This window comes from Microbacterium cucumeris, assembly GCF_058349845.2.
Map to the genome: position 1 here is coordinate 18,661 of NZ_JBYRIZ020000007.1, position 25,668 is coordinate 44,328.

Sequence of the window (25,668 nt, forward strand, 5' to 3'; positions counted from 1 at the left end):
AGCGTATCGAATCGATTCGATCTGCGGAAACGGACCGCGTATCCTCGGAGGCATGGACCCAGCTCCCCGTCGCGCGACCATCGCCGACGTCGCCCGCGCGGCCGGTGTGGCCCCGTCCACGGCATCCGTGGTGTTCAGCGGCAAGGCCCACGTGGCGGAGGCCACGCGCGAACGCGTGCTGGCGGCCGCGGCATCCCTCGGCTACGCAGGACCGGACCCCCGCGCTGCATCGCTGCGGACGGGTCGCAGCGGGATCGTGGCGGTCGTGCTGGAGGGACCGGTGCGCACCGTCTTCCTGGACCCGGTCACGATCGCGATGATGGACGGCATCACGGACGGACTCGCTGAGCTGGGGGCGGCCGTGCTCCTCCTGCGTGAGGACGCCGCCGCCGAGGGCGCGAACCTGACGAACGCGCCGGTCGACGCCGTCATCCTGATCGGATGCTCCGGCCGCACCCGTCGGTCTCTCGAGATCGTGCGCGGACGCGGCATCCCCGTGGTCGTCATCGAAGGAGACGCTGGCGAGGACATCCCCCGGATCACGCTGGACAACAGGGATGCCGCGCGCGACGTCGCCCGGCATGTCCACGGACTCGGCCACCGTGACGTCGCGGTGCTCACCCTGGCCCTGGACAGCGCGCGCGAGCGCGGTCCGGTCACCCCGGAGCGCCTGGCCGCGGCGACGGTCGACGTCACGCGCGACCGCCTCGACGGGATTCGGGAGGTGTTCCCCGACGCGCCCGCCGTGTCGGCCGCGCACAGCTCGATCGACGAGGGGCTCATCGCCGGCCGTGCGCTCCTCGCGGACGAGGAGTCCCGGCCGACCGCCGTGCTCGCGCAGAGCGACCTGCTGGCCGCCGGGGTCATCCGCGCCGCCGAGGAGCGCGGACTGCGCGTCCCTCAGGACCTCAGCGTGACGGGCTTCGACGGTGTCACGGTCGACGGACTCGGCCGGCACATCCTCACGACCTCCGTGCAGCCCGCCACCCGCAAGGGCCGTGCGGCCGGCGAGCAGGCGACGCGCATGCTGCGCGGGGAGGCCGCGGTCTCCCAGCATCTGACCTGCTGGTTCCGCGCCGGCACCACGACGGCCGCGCCCGCGCACTGACTCCGTCGGGCTCCGCGGTCAGGAGTGCGGGAAGCCCAGGGGCAGCTCCTCGGGAGCGAGGTCGTAGATCGTGTACCGCCCGCAGTCCACGACGTCGATCTCCATCGTCCCGAGCGACACCTCCCAGCTCTGCGTCTTCTCATCCGCGAGCAGGAAGCTCACGGACGTGGTGTCGAAGTCCGCGCGGTTCACGAGCCAGGAGTAGCCGTTCAGCCGGTGATCGACCTGGATGAGTTGCGTCGGATCGGCCAGGTGCAGCTTCGGCAGACGCACCGTCCAGAACTGTCCCGCTCCGGTCTGGCCGGACTCGTCGATCCAGTCCGTGACGCAGGCCAGGTCCGCGTCGGGCGCCGTGGCGGCGATCGCGGAGCGCGGCACGCTGAGGCCGGCCCCGACGAGCAGCAGGACGGCGGCGGCCGCGGTCGCGGTACGGCGGACGGCAGGGGAGAACCGCAGGGTGCGGGGAGCGGCGACGAGAGCGAGGATCGGCGCGAACACGACCGGCTCGAGGTATCGGGCGGCGTTCGTCCCCAGGGCGATCGCACCGACCACGACGAGGACGGGGAGCATCCAGGCGGATGCCGCGACCAGCCGCTCACCGCGCGAGGATGCGCGCAGCGTCCGTCGCACCGCCAGGACGAGCAGCGCCACGATCACGGCCGCGGCGACCCAGCCCAGCGGCGTCGACAGGCGCTGCGCGAGCAGGTCGCCGTAGTACTGCGCCGACTCCGGCCAGAGCTGCGGCCGGGCGTACCCGAGCCCCGAGTTCTCGATCCATGCCGATAACGGAATACGACCGAGAAGGCCCACCGCCGTTCCGCCCAGGAGCCACCACAGCAGCGACAGCATCCGGGCGCGGTCGTTCTCGCGCAGGGCGGCGAAGCCGAGCACCGCTCCCAGCGGGACCGTCGCCCACACCAGGTACAGCGGGTTCGAGAGCGAGGCGACGGCCGCCACGGCCGCCAGGGCGATCAGCATGCCCCGGCGGGATCCCGGCCGGTCGCAGAGGCGACGCGCGATCCCGATCGAGACGACGACGGCGATCACGGTCGCCGAGTAGTACGTGGTCGTGAGCAGCAGCGAGGCGAGCTCGAGGGAGTCGCGGGAGGCCGAGACCTCCGTAACGGCGAGGAGCCCGAACACCGCCACCGCGATCACCGACCAGGCCACGGGTGCGCGGCCGTCGTCGCGTCGGCCCGCCACGAACCGGATCGCTCCGTACAGCGCGAGCACGTTGACGGCGGCGTTGACGAGCATCACCGCGTCGATGCCGATCGGCAGGACGAGGTGCAGCAATGCGAAAAGAGCCGACTCCGGAAGGAACAGCACCGTCGACATCGCCCAGTCCCAGCCCTGCCCCTCGAGCACGGAACGGACGAACATCGGCACCACGAGGGAGTCCCCGTCGCGCAGCAGGAGCTCCCCGCGCGCGGTCGAGACGACCTGACCCGTGACGATGACGGCGATCGCCGCCGCTGAAAGCCATCCCGCGACCTCGCGCACCCACCCGTGTCTCACGGCATCCACTCTTCCATCACCGCCTGTGGTCGCGATCAGAGCGGGAGGGAACGGCCCCCCCGATGGATCGCGACGCGCCCTCGTAGACTCGGAGCGTGACCGAGCCGATCCTGCCCCGCATCCGCCCCGAGATCGCCGCGCTTCCGCCGTACCGGCAGGGCAAGCAGGCCGGAGCCGACGCCTTCAAGCTGTCCAGCAACGAGAACCCGTTCGATCCGCTGCCCTCGGTCGCCGAGGCGCTGCGCAGAACGGTGCCGGTCAACCGCTATCCGGACGCGACCGCGGGCGCCCTGCGCGCCCGGCTGGGGGAGCGGTACGGTGTCGAACCGGATGCCGTGCACGTCGCCGCCGGTTCCGTATCGATCCTGTACCAGCTGATCGCCGCCGCGGCCTCCGTCGGCGACGAGGTGATCTATGCCTGGCGGTCCTTCGAGGCCTATCCGGGCATCCCGCTCATCGCAGGGGCCACGGCCGTGCCGGTCCCCCTGCGCGCCGACGCCACCCACGACCTCGACGCCATGGCGGATGCCGTCACCGACCGCACTCGCGCGATCCTCGTCTGCACGCCGAACAACCCGACCGGCCCCATCGTCACGAGCAGCGAGTTCGCCGCTTTCGTCGCCCGCGTCCCCGCCGACGTCCTCATCATCCTCGACGAGGCCTATGCCGAGTTCGTGACCGCCGACGGCGCTGTCGACGGGCTCGCCGAGCGCGTGTTCGAGGAGCATCCGAACGTCGTCGTCCTGCGGACGTTCTCGAAGGCGTTCGGTCTGGCGGGACTCCGCGTGGGCTACGCGATCGGGCATCCGCGGGTGCTGGATGCCGCGCGCAGCACCGGGATCCCGCTGTCGGTCACGAGCGCCGCCGAGCGTGCCGCGATCGCGAGTCTGGATGCCGAGGCCGAGCTCCGCGAGCGGGTGGCCGTGATCGTCGAGCGCCGCGCGCGTCTGCGCGACGGTCTGAACGCCCAGGGATGGGACGTGCCGGATGCCCAGGGCAACTTCGTCTGGCTGCCGACCGGAGAGCGGACCGATGAGGTCGCCGCGGCCTTCGTCGCGGCCGACCTGATCGTCCGGCCGTTCGCCGGCGACGGCATCCGCATCTCGGTCGGCGAGGAGGAGTCGATCGCCCGCGTGCTCGAGACGGCCGCCGCCCTGCGCTGAGGTCCCTCTCGGGCCATCGCGGCGCCCGGGCATCGGTCCTCGACGGCCCGGAAACCGCGGAATTCTCCGGAATCCGGGCAGAAAGTAGGGCCCCCTAGGTATGCGTGACGGGGCATGCGGGCGGGGGTAGCGTGGGGCGGGTGACCCCTCCTGAGACCCCCCTCGTGCGCGTGCTGCAGGCGGACGGCACGTTCGCCGCCTCGGAAGCCGCCGACCGGTACGTGCCGCTGATCGAGGCGATCGGCGACGCCGAGCTCGAGCAGTTCTACCGCGACATGGTCGTCATCCGCGGGATCGACACCCAGGCCACCAACCTGCAGCGGCAGGGACAGCTGGCGCTCTGGCCGCCGAGCCGCGGCCAGGAGGCCGCGCAGGTGGGATCGGCCCACGCCGCCCGTGCGCAGGACACGATCTTCCCGTCCTACCGCGAGCACGTGGTGACGCGGATCCGCGGTGTCGATCCGCTCGACATCATCAAGCTCATGCGGGGCGTCTCGCACGGCGGCTGGGATCCGACCGATCCCAAGAACGGCAACACCCGGCTGTACACGCTCGTGCTCGGATCGCAGACCCTGCACGCCGCGGGCTACGCCATGGGCCTGGTGTTCGACGGTCGCACCGCAACCGGGGACCCCGAGCGCGACGAGGCCGTCGTCGTCTACTACGGAGATGGCGCGTCCAGCCAGGGCGATGTGCACGAGGCGATGGTGTTCGCCGCGAGCTACCAGGCGCCCACCGTGTTCTTCCTGCAGAACAACCACTGGGCGATCTCGGTCCCTGTGTCGACGCAGTCCCGCGTCCCGCTCGTCGAACGCAGCGCCGGCTACGGCATCCCGAGCGTCCGCGTCGACGGCAACGACGTGCTCGCCAGCTACGCGGTGTCCCGCGTGGCCCTCGATGAGGCGCGGGCCGGTCACGGCCCGCGCGCGATCGAGGCCGTGACCTACCGTCTGGGGGCGCACACCACCAGCGACGACCCGACGAAGTACCGCGGCAGCGACGAGGAGCAGCACTGGGCGCTGCGCGACCCCATCGTCCGCATGCGGGCCTTCCTCGAGGGGCGAGGTGCCGCGGCATCCTTCTTCGCCGACGCGGACGCCGAGGCGGCCGACGCGGCCGAGGACCTGCGGACCCGGACGCTGGAACTCGGGCCGCCCACCGCGGATTCGATGTTCGCGCACGTGTACAGCGAGCCGCATCCGCTCATGGAGCAGCAGCGCGCGTGGCTGGCGCAGTACGAGGCCTCGTTCGACGAGAACCAGGCTCAGGCGGGAGGCGCGGCATGACCATCGAGACGATGCCGTTCAGCAAGGCGCTCAACGCCGGGCTGCGCAAGGCCATGGAGGACGACGCGAAGGTCCTGCTCATGGGGGAGGACATCGGCAAGCTCGGCGGCGTCTTCCGCATCACCGAGCACCTGCAGCGCGACTTCGGTCCGCAGCGCGTGCTGGACACTCCGCTGGCCGAGTCCGGGATCGTCGGCACCGCGATCGGACTGGCGATGGCCGGCTTCCGCCCGGTCGTCGAGATCCAGTTCGACGGCTTCGTGTTTCCCGCGTTCGACCAGATCACGACGCAGCTCGCCAAGCTCACCAACCGGCACGAGGGCTCGCTCAGCCTGCCCGTCGTGATCCGCATCCCGTACGGCGGGCACATCGGGGCGGTCGAGCACCACCAGGAGAGCCCCGAGGCCTACTTCGCGCACACCCCCGGACTGCGAGTGGTGAGCCCCTCGACGCCGAACGACGCGTACTGGATGATCCAGGAGGCGATCCGCTCGAACGACCCCGTGATCTTCATGGAGCCGAAGAGCCGCTACTGGCCCAAGGGCGAGGTCGATCTCGCCGGCTCGGCGGCGCCACTGCACTCCTCGCGCGTCGTGCGTCAGGGGTCCGATGTGACGCTCGTCGGGCACGGAGCGATGGTGACGACACTGCTCCAGGCGGCGGCGCTGGCGGATGCCGAGGGCACCAGCTGCGAGGTCGTCGACGTCCGTTCGCTGTCGCCTGTGGACTACGGGCCGATCCTCGACTCGGTGCGCAAGACCGGGCGCATGGTCTACGCGCAGGAGGCTCAGGGCTTCGCCAGTGTCGGCGGTGAGATCGCCGCCACCGTCATGGAGCAGGCGTTCTACGCCCTGGAGGCTCCGGTGCTGCGCGTGTCCGGCTTCGACGTCCCGTTCCCGCCCGCCAAGCTCGAAGGCGTCTACCTCCCGGATGCCGACCGCATCCTCGAGGCCGTCGACCGTTCGCTGGCCTACTGACCCGTTCTGAAGGGAATCCACCCATGAGCACGCAGAACTTCACGCTCCCCGATGTCGGCGAGGGTCTCACCGAGGCCGAGATCGTCACCTGGAAGGTCGCCCCGGGCGACGAGGTCGCGATCAACGACGTCATCTGCGAGATCGAGACCGCCAAGTCGCTCGTGGAGCTTCCGTCGCCGCACGCCGGCACGGTCGGCGAGCTGCTCGTCGCGGAGGGGACGACGGTCGAGGTCGGTACGCCCATCATCACCTTCGTGTCGGCGGATCAGGCGGCGGCTCCGGCCGAGGCGGCCGCAACCGCCCCCGAAGAGGGCGGCGGTTCGGTTCTCGTCGGCTACGGCAGCGGCAGCGGGGCGACCTCGCGCCGCAAGCGGCCGGCGCAGCGCCCGGTGCGCTCCTCGGTGGGCGTGATCGCGAAGCCGCCGATCCGCAAGCTGGCGCGGGACCTCGGCGTGGACCTCGCCTCGGTCACGCCGACCGGTGCGGACGGCGAGGTGACCCGTGATGACGTCGTGAAGCACGCGTCGCAGGCCAGCGTGTTCCGCAACATCCAGACGCCGGAGTGGGGCGAGGTGCGCGAGGAGACGGTGCCGGCACCGCAGCAGGCCCCGGTCGGCGTCGCGCGCGGCGTCGCCCCGGCATCCGATCCGGCCCAGGCCGAGGCGCGCAGCGAGGCGATCCCCGTGAAGGGCGTCCGTAAGGCCAGCGCGAACGCGATGGTGCAGAGCGCCTACACCGCCCCGCACGTGACCGTGTGGAAGGACGTGGACGCCACCCGCACGATGGAGCTCGTCAAGCGGCTCAAGGCCTCGCCGGACTACGCCGACATCCGGGTGTCACCGCTGCTGATCGTCGCCCGCGCCGTCATCTGGGCGGTGCGCCGCAACCCGATGGTCAACGCGGCGTGGGTCGAGACCGAGAACGGCGCCGAGATCCGGGTGCGCCACTACGTGAACCTCGGCATCGCCGCCGCGACACCGCGCGGCCTGCTCGTGCCGAACATCAAGGACGCGCAGGACCTCAGCATGAAGGACCTCGCCCGCGCCCTGAACCGCCTCACGCTCACGGCTCGCGAGGGCAAGACGCCTCCGGCCGACCAGCAGGGCGGCACGATCACGATCACGAACATCGGCGTGTTCGGGATGGATGCCGGTACGCCGATCATCAATCCGGGCGAGGCCGGCATCGTGGCGATGGGCACCATCAGCCAGAAGCCGTGGGTCGTGGACGGCGAGGTGCGCCCTCGCTACGTGACGACGGTCGCCGGGTCCTTCGACCATCGCGTCATCGACGGAGACAGCATGAGCCGCTTCGTCGCCGACGTCGCCGCCATTCTCGAGGAGCCCGCGCTGCTCGTCGACTGATGCGCGCGGGGTGACGACGATCCGCGCCGGACCAGGCGCACCACGTGCATCAGCGCGGGAGCGCGAGGGCGGGTGATCTGCGCGCGAGTTCGAGCATGGCGCCGCGTGCGAAGCGGGCGAGCAGGCGCTGAAGCTCCGCGATGTCCTCGTCGTTCCAGCCCTCGATGACGGAGCGGTAGTGCGCCTCGGACCCTTCCACGATGCGGTGTCCGATCTCGCGTCCCGCGGGGGTCAGGGCGACGAGGATGCTGCGTTCGTCGGTCTCCGAGGCGACGCGGGTGACGAGTCCGGCCTCTTCGAGCCGGCGGACGATCTTGCTCATGTTGGCCTTGCCCGTGCCGAGCGTCGATGCGAGATCGGTGGGGCGGAGCGCGCCTCGATAGGCGAGCTGGTTGACGACGAGGAACATGGGGATGTCGTCGGTGGGGAAGCGGACGTAGCGCATCATGGCTTCGCGCACCTCGCGACCGTCGGCCCAGTGGATGATCGACGCGATCGCGAGTCGGATGTCGAGAGGATCCTGGTCGAAGACGGGAGAGATGTCCGGTGTGGTGCTGTGCGATGTCATGGCCGTGTCCTCCGATCCGATTGTCTCAGCCGTCACCGTCCCGTTTCACCGCCAGTTCTGGACGGTGACGGGGCCCTGAAGTCCGTAGTCGCGAACCGTGGTCTGCAGGGTGGCCGGGCTTCCGCCGCCCGCCAGAGTGGCCAGGATGTCGGGGATCTGGTCGTAGTAGCCGCGCGCCAGGAGCCGGTTGTTCAGCGAGCTCGCCACGCGCACGGTGATCTCGTTCCGGCCGACGTGCACATGAGCGGTGATGTCGACGACCGGGCGGGAAGTGTCGAACCCGAGTGGCGCTGAGCTGTTCACGCTGACCGAACCGAGCCCCCCGGATGTCGAGCCCAGGTCGAGCACGACCCGTCCTTCGGGCCTCTCCCGGAGCTCGAACACGGCCCGGTACTCGCCGACTCCCGAGACGTCGGGACCGACGCGTGTCAGGTCCTTCCAGGGGCGCAGCTCGGTGTCCGGGGTCTCGATGCGCGTGACCGCGGTGGTCGGTTTGACTTCGCGGGTCTCGTATCCGAGGCCCCTGTCCTCGACGATGAGCTCGTTCTCGCCGGCGTCCCAGCTCTCCACGGCGATGTCCCAGCGGTCGATCTCTGTGAGGGTGCTGGCCTGCTCGGGGGCGGACGCGACGGCGGAGGCGGACCGGTCGATCGTGAACAGCGCCGACTCACCGGGAGCGAGTGTCACGGTCATGACGGTGTTCTCGTTCGCGGTCCGCACGCCGCGGTGGGGCGTCATCTCGCCGGTGTTCGGGTCGATCCGGTAGGGCGCTGCCGACCCGGGGATGACGATGTCGACGGTGGACTCTGCCCCGGTCTCGTAGAGGAAGTGATAGGCGAAGAGATGCAGGAGATCACCGTCTTCGCGAAGGTAGGTCAGAACGCTCCGGTTCTCGGAGGCGAACTCCGCCCGGCCCGTGACCCCGAGTCGGCGCAGAGCCTGGACGGTCTGGGCGGGATCGTCGACCTCGGCCACGGTCGGCAGCGACCGGAGGGCGGTGAGCGTCTCGGCGAGCTCACTGTCGCGTCCGTCCAGGCCGGGGGTGCGGGAGGCCGCCGCAGCATGCGTGGTGTACTGCTTGAACGCCAGCATCTTCAGCTCGCGGGCGCCGTTGACGATGAGGATCCGCAGCCCGTTCCTCGCCCAGTCCAGCAGGAGCGCCGCGGCGTCGGGGTCCAGTGTCTCCTGGTAGACGATGAGCGCCTGATAACCGGGGCCGTCGGGCTGCACCATCCCGTCGGCGAACGAGACCTCGGGATGCAGGAGCAGTGACGCGTCGAAGAACTCGTAGGACCAGCCGGCATCCTGCATCCCGAGGTCCTGCCACCAGTGGTTCTCGCGGTTGCGCATCCACCAGTTCCCGTAGGCGTGCTCGTCGGACACTCTCCTGCCGTTCTCATCGATCATGGCCATGCCCGACATGTTGTCGACGAAGTGGTCGGTCCGGAGGATGCCGACGTCGATGCGCGGACGCCCCTGCCGGAGCAGGTACTGGTAACGCCCGATGGCGTCGTTCCACAGCGGGTAGAACTCCGCGGCCGGCTGTCGCACGTCGAACCGCTCCGAGAACATCGACCACATGCCTTCGTGTCCCGGCCAGTGCGTTGCGCCCTCCGCTCCGGCGACGCTGGCCCAGCCGTGCAGGACGGTCTTGGTGACACCGGCGGCGAGCTGCGTGCGGATGATCTGGTCGTAGAAGCGGTGATCGAGCATGTGGTTGCTGGTGGTCGCACCCGTCTCGGAGGAGTACTGCTTCCCGAACAGATGCGCCGCACCCGCCAGCAGCCGGTACGCGTCGATCTGCGATGCGAACTCCAGCGACTCCGTCTCGATGCCGTCGACGGCGGGGCCCGGACGGGTCAGCTCGAACGGCAGCCCGTAGCTGATCTCGGAACGCAGGGTGATGCCGTTGGCATGCAGGAACGCCGCGAACGGCTGCAGCATGTTCTCGATGTAGAGGTCAGTGAGCGTCTGCACGTAGTCGTGACGGACCTTCTCGACCATCGCCTGCTGGTCGCCGGCGCCGTCGTAGGTGTAGGTCGTGGCGACGGCCATCATCCGGATCTGACGGACGAGGAACGGCAACCAGGGCGTGATGTCGTAGCCGCGTCGACGCTGGAACTCCTGCGCGACGGTCCGGCCCCAGAACATCCCTCCCGCGCCCCACGTGGACAGCTCGAGCGAGTCCATGTACATCTGGGCGCGGGGATTCCTGGCGATCTGCGCGCGGAGCTCAGGGGTGAGCACGGTCGAGTCCCAGTACTCGATCACGGCGTCGACGCCGTCTCGGTCGAGGTAGTTCACGGTGTAGTTGACCGTCGCCGAAGGGTTGGCGGTCTGTCCGGTCCCGTGACTCCAGAACACGAAGAGGCGCCACGGGCGGTCATCTCCCGGCGCCCACTCGAGATGCCGGTCGCGCACCCGCTCTGTGAGGTCGATCACCGATGACGAGTCCAGCGTGCCCTCGTCGACGAGCGCGGCCGCGACGACGGCCTCGAAGGTCTGCGTCTTCGGTGCGATGCGGTGCCCGGGGACGTCGCTCGTGCCGCGGTCCGCAACCAGATCGATCTCCGGCAGGACCCCCGAGAAGGTATTGCCGGCCGAGACGTCGACCGTGACGTAGTCGAGCTCTCGCGCGGCCGCCGGGTGATCGGCGTCGATGGTGGGGAGGTTCGCGTTGGACCAGTTCGTGCCGGACGTGAAGCTCACCGACATCCCGCGTGCGGTGGTCTCCTCCACGACGATCCCCGAGTCGTGCACCCATTCCTCGGAACCCCAGCCGTATCGGCCGTGGTCGATGGCCTGCTCGTCCATCGCCAGGAACTCCATCCCGCCGAACCCGAGCAGATGGGCCGTCTCCACCTCCGTGCGCAGCGTGAGATCGGTGTGGAGACCTTCGGCCAGCCACCACCGCAGCTCCGGACGGTACTCGATGGGCGGGCTCTTCAGGCGGGCGCGGTGGTCATCGAGACGTGACATGGGTTCTCCTTCGAACGGACGGCGGCGTTCTTGTGATCGCGCACCTCAAGTGCTTTGCCCAGCATACCAAGTGGTTTGCAAAGGACACTAAATCCACGTTGCGGAGATGTCGGCCTCGGGTGACCTCAGCGCCCCGCGAGGCGGCGCTCGGCGAGCTGCGGGACGGCTCGCTCGCGCGCCGCGCGGCGTGCGGTGGCGACGGCGCCGAGGGACACGACCTCGGCGCCGAGCGCCGAGGCGAGCAGCTCCGGCGCCGGGAGGTGCAGTTGTTCGGGCAGGATGCCGCGGGCGGCGGTGAGCACGGGCTCCACGCTCTCCGCCACCGCTCCGCACACGATGACCTTCGCCGGGTCGTACATGCTGCCGAGGACTCCGACGACACGCGCGAGCGTCTCGGCGACACCGCCCGTGACGAGAACGGCGTCTGCGTCACCGGATGCCGCGAGCCCGAGCAGCGCGCGGGTGTCGACCCGGTCCGAGGCGGCGAGTTCCCCGACGGGACCGTCAGCGGCGATCTCGCCGTCGTCCAGCGCTCGGCGGGCCTGGTCCTGCAGGGCGGGGCCCAGCCCGAAGGCCGAACCCACGCCGACGATGTGATCGAACACGACGCCCTCGCCGACGCCGCCGTGAGCGCCGTGCAGCACGTGCCCGTCCACCACGACGCCGCCGCCGAAGCGCTCTCCCGCGAGCAGGGCGACATAGTCCCGGCATCCGATCGCGGCTCCGCGGGGATCGGATGCCTCTGCGACCGCGGCGAGCAGGGCGTCGTTCTTGACGTCGACGATCGGCGCCCAGTCCGCCAGTGCCGCAGCGAGGCCCGGGTTCGTCCGTTCCCAGAACCCGTCCGGATGCGGCGGTGAGATGCCGTCGCGATTCACCGGCGCGGCGACGCCGATGCAAATCGCGAGGACGGCATCGCGCGACGACCCCGCTTCCTCCAGGCGGAGACGCAGCTGCTCGAGGATGGTGTCGCGACGCTCGTCGGGGGAGTGGCCGGGATCGAGATCCGTGCGGTGGTGCACGAGCGTGCGGTCCAGCGGGTCTGCGACGGTGACCGCGAGATGGGTGTCCCCGGCATCCACTCCGATGACGACGCCGAGCTCGGACGAGAGCGCGAAGCGCCTGGCCGGACGGCCCGCCCGATAGCTGCCGGCGGCGCGGGCGTTGGGCAGCTCGCGCAGGACATCGGCGCTGACGAGCGTATCGATGGCGTCGATCGTGGTCGACCGCGTCAGCGAGGTCGCCGCCATGGCGTCGGTGGCGGTGAACTCGTTCGCCGTCCACGCGAAGTCGAGCACGGCGCCGACGCTCGCGCGTCCCGTGCCGAGATCCGCAGAGACTTCCGTCACAGCTCTTGACCTCCCCGGTCGTTCAATGAGACAGTACCGTCCAGTCAAGTAAATTCGCTCACTAGATTTACTCTGCGTATCTACGTGGAGGATCGACGGAAGGACGACGGTGTCTGCGAAATCCACATCCGCGATACGAGGGGCGGCGGCTGCGGCCGCCCTCGTGCTCGTCGGCACAGCGCTCGCGGGCTGCTCGGCCGACGGTCGCGAGACGATCCGCTTCACGTTCAGCAAGCGCGAGGCGATCGCGTTCATGACCGACCTCGTCGCGCAGTACAACGCGTCGCAGGACGACGTGCGGGTCGAGATCGACACCTCCGGCGTGGACGTCGTCTCGGCGAGCTTCGTCCGCGGCAATCCGCCGGACATCATGCTCGCCAATTACAACTACGAGGTCGCGCGCTTCGTGCAGCGCTGTGCGCTCACCGACCTGTCCGGCACGGACGCGGCGGCGAGCACGCGGGACGACCTGCAGCCGCTGATGGACCAGTACGGATCGTGCGAGGGCCGGGTCAGTGCCCTGCCGTACTCGGTCATGGCGGCATCCGTGATCTACAACGAGGAGATCTTCGCCGCGCACGATCTCGAGGTCCCCCGGACCTGGACCGAGCTGCTCGCCGTGTGCGATGAGCTGCAGGCCGCCGGCGTCACCCCGTTCTACGCCACCTTCAAGGACGACTGGACGGTGGGCCAGGGCTGGTACGACTACGCGGTCGGCGGCTCGCTCGACGTGATCGAGTTCTTCGACGACCTGGCCGCCGAGGGCGCCGACGTCGGACCCGATTCCGAGGTCTCGTTCCAGAAGGACTTCGCCGACCCCATGGACCGGATGCTGCAGCTCACGGAGTCCTACGTCAACGAGGATGCGCCCAGCCGCGGCTACGGCGACGGCAACCTCGCCTTCGCCAACGGCGAGGCGGCCATGTACCTGCAGGGGCCGTGGGCGTTCAGCGAGATCGCGAAGACCGCGCCGGACCTCGACCTCGGCACGTTCCCGCTGCCGATGACGGACGACCCGGAGGACCTCGCGGTTCGGGTCAACATGGATCTCGCCGCCATGATCCCTGAGGGCTCGCGTCACCAGGAGGCGGCACGCGACTTCCTCGAGTTCCTGTACCTGCCCGAGAACATCGAGGCGTACAACGCGTCCCAGCTGGGCTTCACGCCCACGAAGGATGCCGCGGCCCCGGACGATCCCCGCATCGCCGGGATGATCCCGTACTACGACGAGGGCCGGATCTACCAGGGACCCTCGGTGCTGGTCCCGAAGACCATTCCGGTCTTCAACTACGCGCAGGCCATGGTGCTCGGGGCCGACCCTCGGACGACCCTCGCCACCATGGATGCGGACTGGGCGCGCCTCGCCTTCCGAGCGCCGGCCCCCTCGACCGAGACGAAGGAGTCCCAGGGATGAGCACGACGACGACCATCGTCACTCGAGGCGACACCAAGGTGCGACGCACGTCGCGCCGTGTCGAGCCGATCTATTATCTGTTCCTGCTGCCGAGCCTCGTGCTCTTCACGCTCGCCATCACGGTTCCCGGCGTGATCGGGATCTTCTTCAGCTTCACCGACTCGATCGGCATCGGGGAGTGGAGCTTCACGGGCCTGACGAACTACATCGCGCTGTTCAGCGACCCTGCCATCCTGCAGAGCTACCTGTTCACCTTCGGATTCTCGATCGCCACCGTGATCGTGGTGAACGTGCTCGCGTTCCTGCTGGCCGTCGGCCTCACCTCCCGGGTGCGGTTCAAGGCCGGGCTGCGGACGATCTTCGTCATCCCGATGGTGATCTCGGGCATCATCATCGCCTACGTCTTCAACTTCCTGTTCTCGAACTCGCTTCCCGCTCTCGGCTCTGCGCTGGGAATCGAGGCGCTCCAGACCAGCCTGCTGGCGAACCCGGATCTCGCATGGGTCGCGATCGTGATCGTCACGGCGTGGCAGGCGATCCCCGGGACGCTGCTGATCTACATCGCGGGGCTCCTCTCGGTGCCCGGTGAGGTGTACGAGGCCGCGGCGATCGACGGGGCCAACAGGACGCAGCAGCTGATGCGCATCACGGTGCCGCTGGTCGCGGGCTACGTCGTGATCAACGTCATCCTCGGTTTCAAGGGCTTCCTGAACGCCTATGACATCATCGTCGGCCTCACGAACGGCGGCCCCGGAACCTCCACCCGCAGCATCGCGATGACGATCATCGCGGGGTTCAACGGCGGCGACTACGCCTACCAGATGGCCAACGCGACGATCTTCTTCATCGTGGCCGTGCTCATCTCCCTCCTCCAGCTCTCGCTGACGCGCGGAAGGAACGCGTTCTGATGTCGACGCAGACCATCACCACCCAGACCCCTGAAGGACGCCGTCCCCGCATTCGCATGGAGCGCGTGAACTGGTCGGGGACGATCATCCTGCTGTTGTGCGCCGTGACCGTGCTCCTGCCGCTGTACGTCACGATCTCGATGGCGTTCAAGACCACCGGCCAGGCCGTGGACGGCAACGCCTTCTCGCTGCCGGCGCCGTTCTCGATCGACGGCTTCGTCGAGGCGTGGAACCTGACGAAGTTCCCCGTCGGCGCGGCCATCTCTCTGCTCGTCACGGCGGGAACGGTGGTCGCGACGATCATCCTCGCCGCCTTCGCGTCCTACGCGATCGTCCGCAACTGGGACCGCCGGCTGTTCCGGTACTCGTTCTTCTACCTGCTCGCCGCCATGTTCATCCCGTTCCCTGTCGTGGCGCTGCCGCAGATCCAGCTGACCGGGCGCGTGGGTCTCGACAACCCGCTGGGCGTCGTCATCCTGGCCACGATGTTCCAGCTCAGCTTCAGCGTGCTGCTGTTCACGGCGTTCCTGCGCTCGATCCCGCTGGAGCTCGAGGAAAGCGCACGCATCGACGGCGCGACCACGTGGCAGACGTTCTGGCGGCTGATCTTCCCGCTGCTCGCGCCGATGAGCGCCACGGTCGGGATCTTCGCCTTCCTCTACGCCTGGAACGACTTCATGATGCCGTCGCTGATCATCTCGGATCCGGCCTTGCAGACGCTGCCCGTTCGGCAGAACCTGTTCCAGACGCAGTTCAGCAACAACTACAACGTCTCGTTCGCCTCGTATCTCATGGCCATGGCGCCGGCGATCGTGGCCTACCTGTTCACGCAGCGCTGGGTCATGGAGGGCGTCACGCAGGGCGCCGTCAAGGGCTGACCCCACCGAAACCGCAAGAAAGACAGAAGGAGTTCTCCCTCTCATGACCGATGCGCTCGTCATCGACACCCCCGACGACCAGCAGACCCCTGCGTGGTGGCGTCAGGCCGTGGTCTACCAGATCTATCCCCGCAGCTTCGCGGACGCGAACGGCGACGGACTCGGCGACATCCCCGGCATCCTGTCACGCGTCGACTATCTCGCCGAGCTCGGCATCGACGCCGTGTGGCTGAGCCCGTTCTACCCGTCGGCGCTCGCCGACGGCGGGTACGACGTGGCCGACTACCGCGACGTCGATCCGCGACTGGGCACTCTCGAGGACTTCGACGCCATGGTGGCGGCGCTGCACGCACGCGGCATCCGCGTCGTCGTCGACATCGTGCCGAACCACACCTCGAACCTGCACGTCTGGTTCCAGGAGGCGCTCGCCGCCGGCCGCGGCTCGGCGGCGCGCGACCGGTACATCTTCCGCGAGGGCACGGGGCCGGACGGCTCCGAACCCCCGACGGACTGGCAGTCGACGTTCGGCGGAGGCGCGTGGGAGCGGGTCGAGGACGGACAGTGGTACTTCCACCACTTCGCGGTCGAGCAGCCGGATCTGAACTGGGCCAACCCCGAGGTGCGGGCCGACTTCGTGAAGACGCTGCGCTTCTGGTCGGATCGCGGCGTCGACGGGTTCCGGATCGACGTCGCCCACATGCTGACGAAGGATCTCGCCGATCCGCTGCCGAGCCGCGTCGAACTGGAGGCGATCCCCAGGGACGGCAACCACCCGCTCTTCGACCGCGACGACGTGCACGAGGTCTACGCCGAGTGGCGCGAGGTCTTCAACTCCTACGATCCGCCGCGCACCGCCGTGGCCGAGGCGTGGGTGGAGACGCCCGAACGCCGCGCGAAGTACGCCTCGGCGGAAGGGCTCGGGCAGGCGTTCAACTTCGATCTGCTCGTCGCGGACTTCGACGCCGCGCAGTTCCGCCGGATCATCACGGCGAACCTCGCCGAGGCGCTCGTGACGGGATCGTCCACGACCTGGGTGCTGTCCAACCACGACGTCACGCGTCACGCGACGCGGTACGGCCTCGCTCCGCTGAACGGCCGCGCCGTGAAGCAGGGAGCCGAATGGGTGGCGGCCGGCGGACCCGCCGAGCAGCTCGACCGCGAGGGCGGACTGCGCCGGGCGCGCGCCGCGACACTGCTCCTGCTCGGCCTGCCCGGCAGCACCTACCTGTACCAGGGGGAGGAGCTGGGCCTGCACGAGGTGGCGGAGATCACTCCGGAGCAGCGTCAGGATCCCGCGTTCTTCCGCGGGGGCGAGTTCGACGGGCTCGGGAGGGACGGATGCCGCGTGCCGCTGCCCTGGACCGCGGACGGCGCCTCCTTCGGCTTCGGCGCCGGTGGGGCGCACCTGCCGCAGCCGTCCTGGTTCGCCGACTCCGCCGTGGATGCCCAGGAGTCCGATCCGGCGTCGACGCTGTCCCTCTACCGCCGGGCCCTCGCGCTGCGCCACCGCCTGCAGGCCGGGGAGTCCCTGAAGTGGATCGAGACCGGCCGCGACGACGTGCTGCGGTTTGCACGCCCCAACGGCTGGCAGGTCGTGACGAATTTCGGCGCCGAACCGTTCGCCATGGATCCGGTCGAGGGCGAGGTCGTGCTCACCAGTGGTGCGGATGCCGCGGCATCCGTCCCCGGCGAGACCACCGTCTGGATCGCGCCGTCGTCCTGAGCCGTGAAGGGGGTCGTCTCGTTCGCGAGGCGGCCCTCTGCCGGCGTCCGCCGCGCCGTCGTCCGATTTTGAGAATCATTCTCAGGAACGTACGATGAAGGAATGAAGAAGCCCGTTGCCGCCCTCGTGCTCGTCTCCGCATCCGCCCTCGCGCTGGCCGGATGCTCGTCGACTCCGGCCGCGGACGGCGGGACGGACGGCATCACCGTCATCGCGACCACGAACATCTACGGATCCCTTGCCGAGCAGATCGGCGGCGATCGTGTCTCGGTGACCTCGATCATCGACTCGGCATCGCAGGACCCGCACTCCTACGAGGCGTCGGCGCGCGATCGTCTGACGGTCCAGGACGCGGACCTGGTCATCGAGAACGGCGGGGGATACGACTCGTTCATCGAAGACCTCCTCGAGGGCTCGGACGCCGCGACCGTCACGGCCGTCGAGTTCTCGCACGACTACCCCGGGAACGAGGGTCACGACGAGGAGGCCGAGGAGCACGCCCACGAGGAGGAGCACGATCACGCCGAAGAGGGTGACGACCACGAGGGCCACGACCACATCGAGGGCTTCAACGAACACGTCTGGTTCGACCCGCACACGATGATCCACGTCGTCGAGGACATCGCCGCGGAGCTGAGCGCGCTCGACCCGGACGGCGAGGCCGACTTCACCGCCGCAGCCGAGGACATCATCGCGGATCTGGAGGGCTACGAGGCCGACCTGGCGGACCTGAACGCGCAGTACGCGGGGACGGGCGTGTTCATCACCGAGCCGCTGCCCGGCTACCTCGCCGAGGCCGCCGGTCTCACCGACGTCACGCCCGAGGGCTTCGCGGAGGCCGTCGAGGAGGGCAGCGATGTGGCACCGGCCACGCTGCTCGCCGCGATCGAGGTCATCGAGGCCGGGGATGCGGCCGTCGTGCTCACGAACGCGCAGACCGGCGGGGCCGAGACCACACGCGTCGAGGAGACCGCGGAGGCGGCCGGCGTCCCCGTCGTCGCCTTCACGGAGCTGCTCGAGGACGGATCGTCGTACTCTGAGTGGATGGCCGACGCGATCCAGAACCTCGCCGACGCGCTCGCATCGTGAGCGCGGCCGGCGTCGAACCCGCGCAGCACGACGCCGCCCCCATCCTGACGATCCGCGACGCCGCCATCCGGCGCGGTGATCGCGAGCTGTGGGCGGGACTGGACCTCGACGTGCGTCCCGGGGAGTTCATCGCCGTCCTCGGCCCTTCCGGATCCGGCAAGACCACGTTGCTGCGAGCCATCCTCGGGCTCCAGGACCTCTCGGGCGGAAGCATCCGCGTCGCCGGCGAATCGGTGCAGCGCGGCAACCCGCGCATCGGCTACATCCCGCAGCAGCGTCCGTTCGCCCCGGATACGAGCATGCGCGCCAGGGACGTCGTCGCGCTCGGGGTGCACGGCACCCGGTTCGGATTCCCCGTGCCGCGTCGTGGCGACCGGGAGCGCGTCGAGGAACTGCTCGCGGCCGTCGATGCGGAGGAGTTCGCCGACCGCCGTGTCGGGCTGCTCTCCGGCGGCGAACAGCAGCGGCTGCGGGTCGGCCAGGCCCTCGCGGACCATCCCGATCTGCTGCTGTGCGACGAGCCGCTGTCGGCGCTGGACCTCGCGAATCAGCGCGCCGTGACCGAGATCATCGAGCGACAGCGTCGCGACCGCGGCGCAGCGGTGCTGTTCGTCACGCACGACATCAACCCGATCCTCGGCCGCGTCGACCGGATCCTGTACATCGCGGGCGGGCGCTTCGTCCTCGGCACCCCGGACGAGGTACTGCAGAGCCGCGTGCTCACGGACCTGTACGGCACGCCCGTCTTCGTGCTGCGCGCCGGCGATCGGCTGGTCGTCGTCGGGATCCCGGATGCCGAGCCCCACCACGACCATGATCACCGCGAGGAGGGCGCCGCGTGAGCGTCCCGATGGTCGAGTGGGGCGACGTCTTCTCCTTCCAGGACTACGGAGCGCTCGTCGCCCTGCTGTCGAACTCGATCATCGCCGGAGCGGTCCTGGGCCTGGTCGGCGGCCTCGTCGGGGTGTTCGTCATGCAGCGGGACCTCGCGTTCGCCGTGCACGGCATCAGCGAGCTGTCCTTCGCCGGCGCCGCGGCCGCCCTGCTGTTCGGGGGCAGCGTGGTGTTCGGCTCGATCGGCGGAGCACTGGTCGCCGCCATCCTCATCGGCCTGCTCGGATCCCGTGCGCGCGACCGGAACTCGATCGTCGGCGTGCTCATGCCGTTCGGCCTCGGCCTCGGCATCCTGTTCCTCTCGCTCTACGACGGACGCAGCGCGAATCGCTTCAGCCTGCTGACGGGTCAGATCGTCTCGGTGTCCAACCCCGACCTCGGGTGGCTCATCGGCATCAGCCTCGTCGTGCTCCTTGGCCTGCTGCTGATGTGGAACCCGCTGCGCTTCGACTCGCTCGATCCCGTCGCGGCGTCCGCCCGTGGCATCCCGACCCGGGCCATCAGCCTGGCGTTCATGGTCCTGCTGGGCCTGATCGTCGCCGTCGCCGTGCACATCATCGGCGCGCTGCTCGTCATGGCGCTGCTCGTGACCCCGGCCGCGGCCGCGATGCGCGTGGCCGCCGGGCCGCTGGTGGTGCCGCTGCTCGCCGCGCTGTTCGGCTTCGTCTCGGCCGTCGGCGGCATCCTGCTCGCCCTCGCGGGCACGCTGCCGGTGAGCCCGTACATCACGACGATCTCGTTCCTCATCTACGTGGTGTGCTGGATCGTGCAGCACCGGCGCGGCCGCGTGCGCCGGACGGCCGCTCCCAGCCGGGGATAAGGCCCGCCGCCTACAATCGTCGGTATGGCTCAGCGCAACACATGGCAGCGCGAGCGCGTGCGCGATGCCCTCGCCGATGCGCGCGGGTTCGTCAGCGCCCAGTCCCTGCACGCCACCCTCCGGGATGAGAACACCGGTATCGGTTTGGCGACGGTCTACCGTGCCCTCGCAGGTCTGGCGGCGTCCGGGGATGCCGACTCGCTGCAGAGCCCCGAAGGCGAAGCGCTCTACCGCGCCTGTTCGACGCAGGGCCACCACCACCACCTGATCTGCCGCTCGTGCGGTCTCACGGTCGAGATCGAGGCCAAGGACGTCGAAGCCTGGGCCCATCGCACCGCAGCGCTGCACGGCTTCACCGAGGCCGCCCACGTCGTGGACATCTTCGGTCTGTGCACCCCGTGCGCGAAGAGGAAGCAGGCGCAGGAGTCGGCATCCGCGTGAACACGATCACGACTCGCGATGCGCGACAGACCACCGCTCGCCGCTCGCCGCTCATCGGCGTGGCGATCGGCCTCGGCATCCTCGCGGTGCTGTTCGCCATCGATCTGCTCCTGCCCGCGCTGTATTCGGCATCCCTGCCGAGCAGGCTCCAGGACGGTCTGACGCTCTCGCTCAGCGTCCTCATCGAGGCCCTGCCGTTCGTGATCCTGGGCGTCGTGCTGTCGATCGTCGTGCAGGTGTGGCTCCCGGCCGACGCGATCCAGCGGTGGCTGCCGCGGCGGGCATGGGCCCGGCGTGCGGTGCTGTCGCTGCTCGGGATGCTGATCCCGGTGTGCGAGTGCGGAAACGTCCCCTTCGCACGCGGACTCATGATGCGCGGGCTCGCCCCCGCCGAGGCGCTCACCTTCCTGATGGCGGCGCCGATCGTGAACCCGATCGTGATCCTCACCACGCACGCGGCGTTCGGATGGGACGGCGGGATCCTCGTCGCCCGGCTCGTCGGCGGCTACCTCATCGCCAACCTCATCGGCTGGATCTACAGCCGCCACCCCTCGCCGGACGCCCTGCTCACCGAGCGCTTCGTCGCCACGTGCGACCGGGTGACCCACGAGCACGGCACCCCGACGCGGCGGAGCCTCACGCAGTTCCTCATCGAGCTGCGCGCGGTGATGCCGGCCCTCGTGATCGGCTCCGCGGTCGCGGGCGCCGTGCAGGTTCTCATCCCGCGTGACGTGCTGCTGGCGATCGGGTCGAACCCGGTGCTCTCGATCGTCGCCATGATGGCGCTGGCCATGACCGTCGCGATCTGCTCGAACGTGGATGCGTTCTTCGCGCTGTCGTTCGCGTCCACCTTCTCGCCCGGAGCGATCGTGGCCTTCCTGCTCGTCGGCCCGCTGGTGGACATCAAGATGCTCGCCCTGATGCGCACGACGTTCACCGGCCGCACGCTGGCGGTCATCGTCGGCGTCGTGCTGCTGAGCGCGTTCGTGATCGGGATCGGGGTGAACGTCTTTGTCTGAGCACGTCTCCCGTCCCCGCGCCCTCTGGTCGCGCTGGCTGGGCATCGGGCTCGCTGCCGTGATCTCGGTCGTCACGCTCGGGCTCGCCGTCACGGGGCAGCTGACGCTGTACATCAGCCCGGAGTCGGTCTGGTTCGCGGTCGCGGGCGCGATCGTGACGCTCGCCGGGGCGGTGTGGTCGTGCACGCTGCCACTCGGAGCGGAGGCCGACCACGACCACGACCACGGGACGGATGCCGCAGAGGCCGGCGCCTCCTCGGACCGGCGCCGCACCCTGGCGGCCGTCGGGAGCATCTCCGCCGGTGTGGTGGCCTCGGGCGTCGTGATCGCCGGGCTCGTGCTGCCTCCCGCATCTCTGTCGGTGGAACTGGCGATGTCCCGGGCCGGCGACGACGGGTCCCTGTTCGCCGGCGCCGACACCGTGACCCTCGGCGTGGCCGACACCTCGACCTTCGGTGTGGGCGACTGGGCGAGCGTGTTCTCCACCGCGACGCGACCGGAGAGCTACGACGGCTCGACCGTGACGCTCACGGGGTTCGTCACCCCTGGCGGCGGCGACGACGAGATGAGCCTCACGCGCCTGGTCATCACGCACTGCGTGATCGACGCGCAGCCGGCATCGATCCCGGTCGTGTCGGCCTCGTGGCAGAGCGACTACGAGGTCGGGCAATGGGTCGAGATCACCGGAACGATCACGGCGGATGCCGACGGTTCCCTGAGCGTGGAGCCCACCGAGGTCACCCCGATCGACGAGCCGGGGGACCCGTATGAGTACTGACTCGCCGACACCGCGCACACGCGCCGAGGCCCGCGCTCTGCGGGCAGCCGCAGAGGCGGCGGAGGCCGCGGAGAACCGCACGGATACCGCCGGGGCGGACGACACGGGTGTCGACCCCGCCGGTGCGCCGGAGGTGGCGGCGTCGGACGACGTGGATGGTCGTCCCGATCCCGTCGAGGCGGCGCCCGAGCGCGCGCCCGACCCGACGGATGTTGAGCGCGCGTCTGCGCCTTCGGCTGCCGAGGCCGAGCCGGGGGTTTCCGAGCCGGAGCCGGCGCCCGAGGCTTCCGAGGCAGAGCGGGAGCCGGAGCCGGAGCCGGAATCCAGGGATGCCCCCGACGACCGTCGACCGCAGGAGCCGAAGCGGCGCGAGCCGACGCGCGACCGGCGCTTCGGCATCCTGCTCCTGTCCGTCCTGGGCGTCCTCGTTCTCGTCGGAGCGACGCTGGGCGTCCTGAGCCTGACGCAGGGCCCGCGCCTCAGCGGCGTACAGGTCGACCCGGCGCAGGCGATCGAGGTCTCCGGAAGCCGGGTGATCCTCACCGCGAACCAGCCCCTCGCCGAGATCGATCCCGCCCAGGTCAGCGTCGAGCCGGCGGTGCCGTTCACGGTCGACGCCTCCGGACGCAGCATCGGCATCCGTTTCACCGTCCCCCTCGATGACTCGACGACGTACAGCGTGCGCGTGGCGGATGTCTCCGGAACCGGCGGCGGACCCTCGACGGAGCTCACCACGACGTTCACCACCCCGGCGTCCGAGGTGTTCCTGCTGCGCCGGGATGCGGACGAGGAGGGCAACGACCGCATCTTCCGCACCGACCTGACCGGCGAGCAGGCCGTTCCCGTTTTCACCGCCGAGCGCATCGACGACTTCCGCGCCACCACCACCCGGCTCGTCGTGGCCGTCGAGGACGAGGACGGCTCGTCGGTCCTCGTGATGAACCGGGACGGCTCGGATCAGCGCGAGCTCACGCTCCCCGGGGACGGCTTCGTCACGGGGGTCCAGGTCTCGGATCGCGGCGGTCTGGTCGGATACACCTATTCCGATCGCGAGCTGACGGACACGAGCGGCCGCGCGAGCGTGCTCGTTACCCAGCCGCTCGACGGGTCCGGCGAGCCCCGGATCGTCGAGGTCGCGGACGCCGAGGCGAGCATCGCCGAGTGGCAGTTCGTGCCGGATTCCGCCGCGGTGCTGTTCATCGACTGGGAGGGCGCTCTCGCCCTGGAGGACCTGTCCTCGGATGCCGGGACGCAGGCCATGGGCAATGCGATGAGCATCATGGGCGTCTCCCGCGGCACGTACACGGCGATCATCGAGCGCACGGACGGCAGCGTCGTGCAGCTGAACCTCTCCGACGGCTCGGAGGAGCCGCTGCCGGCCTCCGACCCGGACTACGGCACCGCGACCTCCATCACGCCGTACCCCGGTGGCACGCTCCGCCACATCGTGACCCGCGACGCCAACGGCCTGCCGACCGGGCAGTCCGTGATCCGGGTGGATGACGACGGGGCGGCCACGCCGATCCTCGAGGTGCCGAGCACCGACACGATCCTCCAGGTCTGCGCTTCGCCGAGCGGTCAGTACACCGCTGTCGTCGTCGCGCCGGATCTCGCGAACAACCCGTACGACGACCTGCTCGCTCCGCTGCCGCAGACGATGCACACGCACCTGCTCGACACGGCCTCCGGCGAGGAGCTCGTCGCGGTCAACGGCTTCGACATCTCCTGGTGCGAAGCGGGACCGGTGTTCTGACGCATGGTCCTGCATCGCGCCGATCGCGCGGAGCTCACCGGCCTCCCGCTCGAGGTGGCACCGCGTCTGCTCGGCGGACGGCTGCGGACGATCGTCGACGGGGATGCGGTGACGTTGCGCATCACCGAGGCGGAGGCCTATCACGGGCACGGCACGGGCGACGTCCCGGACCCGGGCTCGCACGCGCGGATGGGGCGCACGGCGCGCAACGCCACGATGTGGGGTGAGCCCGGCCACCTCTACGTGTACCTCAGCCACGGCATCCATTCCTGCGTCAACGTCGTGTGCGGCCCGGACGGGGTGGCGGGCGGTGTGCTGCTGCGCGCCGGCGAGGTCGTGGAGGGACAGGATGCCGCGGCATCCCGATCCGGCAGGACGGGCCGCGACCTGGCCAGGGGACCCGGGCGCCTCGGCCAGGTGTCCGGTCTGCGGCATCCGCGCCACGACGGGATCGACGCCGTCACCGGCGCCGAGCATCACGGCGCTCTCGCCGAGCTCTGGCTCGACGATCCGCTGGACGAGGTCGCGAGCGGACCGAGGGTCGGGGTCGCGGGCGTCGCCGGGACCGGTGCGTTCCCGTGGCGCTTCTGGATCCCGGGGGACGTCACCGTCTCGCCGTTCCGGTGGGGGCGCGGGGCCGCCGCGGCATCCATGTCGTCCTGAGTGGTCGGAGTGCTCCGAGGGATGCTAGACTGACTCTTTGTCTGCGCACGCTCCTGTGCGCAGTTCGCATGCCGGCCCTCCCGGGCGGCACGCAGACAAGGGATCTTGGGTGAGACCGTCCGGTCTCACGGTATTGAAGGAGTACTCATCATGGCAGCAGTGTGCCAGGTGACCGGTGCTGTTCCCGGCTTCGGTCACAACGTCTCGCACTCGCACCGCCGGACGAAGCGCCGCTTCGACCCGAACGTGCAGAAGAAGACCTACTACGTCCCCTCGCTCGGTCGTAAGATCACGCTCAACGTGTCCGCCAAGGGCATCAAGGTGATCGACGCCCGCGGCATCGAGAAGGTCGTCGCGGATCTCCAGGCGAAGGGTGTGAAGCTCTAATGGCCAAGAAGGCACAGGACGTCCGTCCGATCATCAAGCTCCGCTCGACGGCGGGCACCGGTTACACCTACGTGACCAAGAAGAACCGTCGCAACACCCCCGACCGCCTCGTGCTGAAGAAGTACGACCCGGTGGTCCGCAAGCACGTCGAATTCCGCGAGGAGCGTTGATCCATGGCTAAGAAGAGCAAGATCGCTCGCAACGAGCAGCGCAAGGCGGTCGTCGACCGCTACGCCGAGCGCCGTGCCGAGCTGAAGAAGACCCTCGTCGACCCGAACGCGTCGGACGAGGCCCGCGAGGCCGCCCGCGTCGGCCTGCAGAAGCTGCCGCGCAACGCCTCGCCGGTGCGCGTGCGCTCGCGCGACGCCATCGACGGCCGCCCCCGTGGCGTGCTGACGAAGTTCGGCATCTCGCGTGTCCGCTTCCGCGACATGGCCCACCGTGGCGAGCTGCCCGGTGTGACCAAGTCCAGCTGGTAAGCAGTTCTCGAAAAGGCGGGGTTCTTTGGAACCCCGCCTTTTTCGTGCGCGCATGCTTCTTCGCGCACGGAGGGAGGAGTCCGCACGTTCCGGAGGAGCGGATAGTGCGA

Annotated in this window: 24 protein-coding genes; 20 read left to right on the forward strand and 4 right to left on the reverse strand. The window is 69.7% G+C overall.

What is annotated here, in order from left to right; all coding sequences use genetic code 11:
* Nucleotides 1-52: 52 nt before the first annotated feature.
* Nucleotides 53-1,108 (forward strand): LacI family DNA-binding transcriptional regulator, encoded by a 1,056-nt coding sequence (locus AC3RXZ_RS16480; protein ID WP_491494731.1) that lies wholly within the window; start codon nt 53-55, stop codon nt 1,106-1,108.
* Between the two features lie 18 nt (nt 1,109-1,126).
* On the opposite strand, the gene AC3RXZ_RS16485 is transcribed toward AC3RXZ_RS16480, so the two are convergent.
* Nucleotides 1,127-2,626, reverse strand: a complete 1,500-nt coding sequence (locus AC3RXZ_RS16485; RefSeq protein ID WP_491494732.1) for a hypothetical protein — start codon at nt 2,624-2,626, stop codon at nt 1,127-1,129.
* 95 nt (nt 2,627-2,721) lie between these two features.
* On the opposite strand from AC3RXZ_RS16485, the gene AC3RXZ_RS16490 reads away from it, so the two are divergent.
* From AC3RXZ_RS16490 to AC3RXZ_RS16505, 4 genes are all read left to right on the forward strand, one after another.
* A complete protein-coding gene (locus tag AC3RXZ_RS16490; RefSeq protein ID WP_243228372.1) occupies nt 2,722-3,789 on the forward strand; it encodes a histidinol-phosphate transaminase in 1,068 nt (355 codons plus the stop codon).
* Between the two features lie 140 nt (nt 3,790-3,929).
* Nucleotides 3,930-5,075, forward strand: a complete 1,146-nt coding sequence (locus tag AC3RXZ_RS16495) for a thiamine pyrophosphate-dependent enzyme (protein ID WP_491494733.1) — start codon at nt 3,930-3,932, stop codon at nt 5,073-5,075.
* Entirely contained in the window at nt 5,072-6,052 is a 981-nt protein-coding gene (locus tag AC3RXZ_RS16500) for an alpha-ketoacid dehydrogenase subunit beta (RefSeq protein ID WP_491494734.1), read from the forward strand. The genes AC3RXZ_RS16495 and AC3RXZ_RS16500 overlap by 4 nt, the downstream gene beginning before the upstream one ends.
* A 23-nt stretch (nt 6,053-6,075) precedes the next feature.
* Entirely contained in the window at nt 6,076-7,416 is a 1,341-nt protein-coding gene (locus tag AC3RXZ_RS16505; RefSeq protein WP_491494735.1) for a dihydrolipoamide acetyltransferase family protein, read from the forward strand.
* Nucleotides 7,417-7,465: 49 nt separating this feature from the next.
* Here AC3RXZ_RS16505 and AC3RXZ_RS16510 read toward each other — a convergent pair whose 3' ends face one another.
* The 3 genes from AC3RXZ_RS16510 to AC3RXZ_RS16520 all read right to left on the reverse strand — a co-directional run bounded on the left by AC3RXZ_RS16510 (nt 7,466) and on the right by AC3RXZ_RS16520 (nt 12,312).
* Nucleotides 7,466-7,984 (reverse strand): MarR family winged helix-turn-helix transcriptional regulator, encoded by a 519-nt coding sequence (locus AC3RXZ_RS16510; RefSeq protein WP_491494736.1) that lies wholly within the window; start codon nt 7,982-7,984, stop codon nt 7,466-7,468.
* Between the two features lie 45 nt (nt 7,985-8,029).
* The gene (locus AC3RXZ_RS16515; RefSeq protein WP_491494737.1) at nt 8,030-10,963 is read right to left on the reverse strand and encodes a glycosyl hydrolase; all 2,934 of its coding nucleotides are present in this window, start codon (nt 10,961-10,963) and stop codon (nt 8,030-8,032) included.
* A 125-nt stretch (nt 10,964-11,088) separates the two neighbouring features.
* Nucleotides 11,089-12,312, reverse strand: a complete 1,224-nt coding sequence (locus AC3RXZ_RS16520) for an ROK family protein (protein WP_491494738.1) — start codon at nt 12,310-12,312, stop codon at nt 11,089-11,091.
* Between the two features lie 109 nt (nt 12,313-12,421).
* On the opposite strand from AC3RXZ_RS16520, the gene AC3RXZ_RS16525 reads away from it, so the two are divergent.
* The 15 genes from AC3RXZ_RS16525 to rpsN all read left to right on the forward strand — a co-directional run bounded on the left by AC3RXZ_RS16525 (nt 12,422) and on the right by rpsN (nt 25,558).
* Entirely contained in the window at nt 12,422-13,726 is a 1,305-nt protein-coding gene (locus tag AC3RXZ_RS16525) for an ABC transporter substrate-binding protein (RefSeq protein ID WP_491494739.1), read from the forward strand.
* Nucleotides 13,723-14,634, forward strand: coding sequence for a carbohydrate ABC transporter permease (locus AC3RXZ_RS16530; protein ID WP_243228364.1), 912 nt, complete (start codon nt 13,723-13,725; stop codon nt 14,632-14,634). Before AC3RXZ_RS16525 ends, AC3RXZ_RS16530 begins: the two co-directional genes overlap by 4 nt.
* Entirely contained in the window at nt 14,634-15,512 is an 879-nt protein-coding gene (locus tag AC3RXZ_RS16535; RefSeq protein WP_491494740.1) for a carbohydrate ABC transporter permease, read from the forward strand. Before AC3RXZ_RS16530 ends, AC3RXZ_RS16535 begins: the two co-directional genes overlap by 1 nt.
* A gap of 43 nt (nt 15,513-15,555) precedes the next feature.
* The gene (locus AC3RXZ_RS16540) at nt 15,556-17,235 is read left to right on the forward strand and encodes a glycoside hydrolase family 13 protein (protein WP_491494741.1); all 1,680 of its coding nucleotides are present in this window, start codon (nt 15,556-15,558) and stop codon (nt 17,233-17,235) included.
* A gap of 102 nt (nt 17,236-17,337) precedes the next feature.
* Nucleotides 17,338-18,324 carry a metal ABC transporter solute-binding protein, Zn/Mn family gene (locus AC3RXZ_RS16545; protein WP_491494742.1) on the forward strand — a complete coding sequence of 329 codons (987 nt, stop codon included), beginning with the start codon at nt 17,338-17,340 and terminating at the stop codon, nt 18,322-18,324.
* Nucleotides 18,321-19,166 carry a metal ABC transporter ATP-binding protein gene (locus tag AC3RXZ_RS16550; protein ID WP_491494743.1) on the forward strand — a complete coding sequence of 282 codons (846 nt, stop codon included), beginning with the start codon at nt 18,321-18,323 and terminating at the stop codon, nt 19,164-19,166. Before AC3RXZ_RS16545 ends, AC3RXZ_RS16550 begins: the two co-directional genes overlap by 4 nt.
* A gap of 8 nt (nt 19,167-19,174) precedes the next feature.
* The gene (locus AC3RXZ_RS16555; protein WP_243229189.1) at nt 19,175-20,038 is read left to right on the forward strand and encodes a metal ABC transporter permease; all 864 of its coding nucleotides are present in this window, start codon (nt 19,175-19,177) and stop codon (nt 20,036-20,038) included.
* 24 nt (nt 20,039-20,062) lie between these two features.
* Nucleotides 20,063-20,479 (forward strand): Fur family transcriptional regulator, encoded by a 417-nt coding sequence (locus AC3RXZ_RS16560; protein WP_243228359.1) that lies wholly within the window; start codon nt 20,063-20,065, stop codon nt 20,477-20,479.
* 5 nt (nt 20,480-20,484) lie between these two features.
* The gene (locus tag AC3RXZ_RS16565; protein WP_243229187.1) at nt 20,485-21,498 is read left to right on the forward strand and encodes a permease; all 1,014 of its coding nucleotides are present in this window, start codon (nt 20,485-20,487) and stop codon (nt 21,496-21,498) included.
* Nucleotides 21,491-22,276, forward strand: coding sequence for a TIGR03943 family putative permease subunit (locus AC3RXZ_RS16570; protein ID WP_243228358.1), 786 nt, complete (start codon nt 21,491-21,493; stop codon nt 22,274-22,276). Before AC3RXZ_RS16565 ends, AC3RXZ_RS16570 begins: the two co-directional genes overlap by 8 nt.
* A complete protein-coding gene (locus AC3RXZ_RS16575) occupies nt 22,266-24,029 on the forward strand; it encodes a hypothetical protein (protein ID WP_491494744.1) in 1,764 nt (587 codons plus the stop codon). The genes AC3RXZ_RS16570 and AC3RXZ_RS16575 overlap by 11 nt, the downstream gene beginning before the upstream one ends.
* 3 nt (nt 24,030-24,032) lie before the next feature.
* On the forward strand, nt 24,033-24,692 hold the full coding sequence (locus AC3RXZ_RS16580) for a DNA-3-methyladenine glycosylase (RefSeq protein WP_491494745.1): 660 nt from the start codon (nt 24,033-24,035) through the stop codon (nt 24,690-24,692).
* A gap of 150 nt (nt 24,693-24,842) precedes the next feature.
* Nucleotides 24,843-25,079, forward strand: a complete 237-nt coding sequence (gene rpmB, locus AC3RXZ_RS16585) for a 50S ribosomal protein L28 (protein WP_243228355.1) — start codon at nt 24,843-24,845, stop codon at nt 25,077-25,079.
* Nucleotides 25,079-25,249 (forward strand): 50S ribosomal protein L33, encoded by a 171-nt coding sequence (rpmG, locus tag AC3RXZ_RS16590; protein WP_046014935.1) that lies wholly within the window; start codon nt 25,079-25,081, stop codon nt 25,247-25,249. Before rpmB ends, rpmG begins: the two co-directional genes overlap by 1 nt.
* A 3-nt stretch (nt 25,250-25,252) precedes the next feature.
* A complete protein-coding gene (gene rpsN / locus AC3RXZ_RS16595; protein WP_243228354.1) occupies nt 25,253-25,558 on the forward strand; it encodes a 30S ribosomal protein S14 in 306 nt (101 codons plus the stop codon).
* Nucleotides 25,559-25,668: the final 110 nt, after the last annotated feature.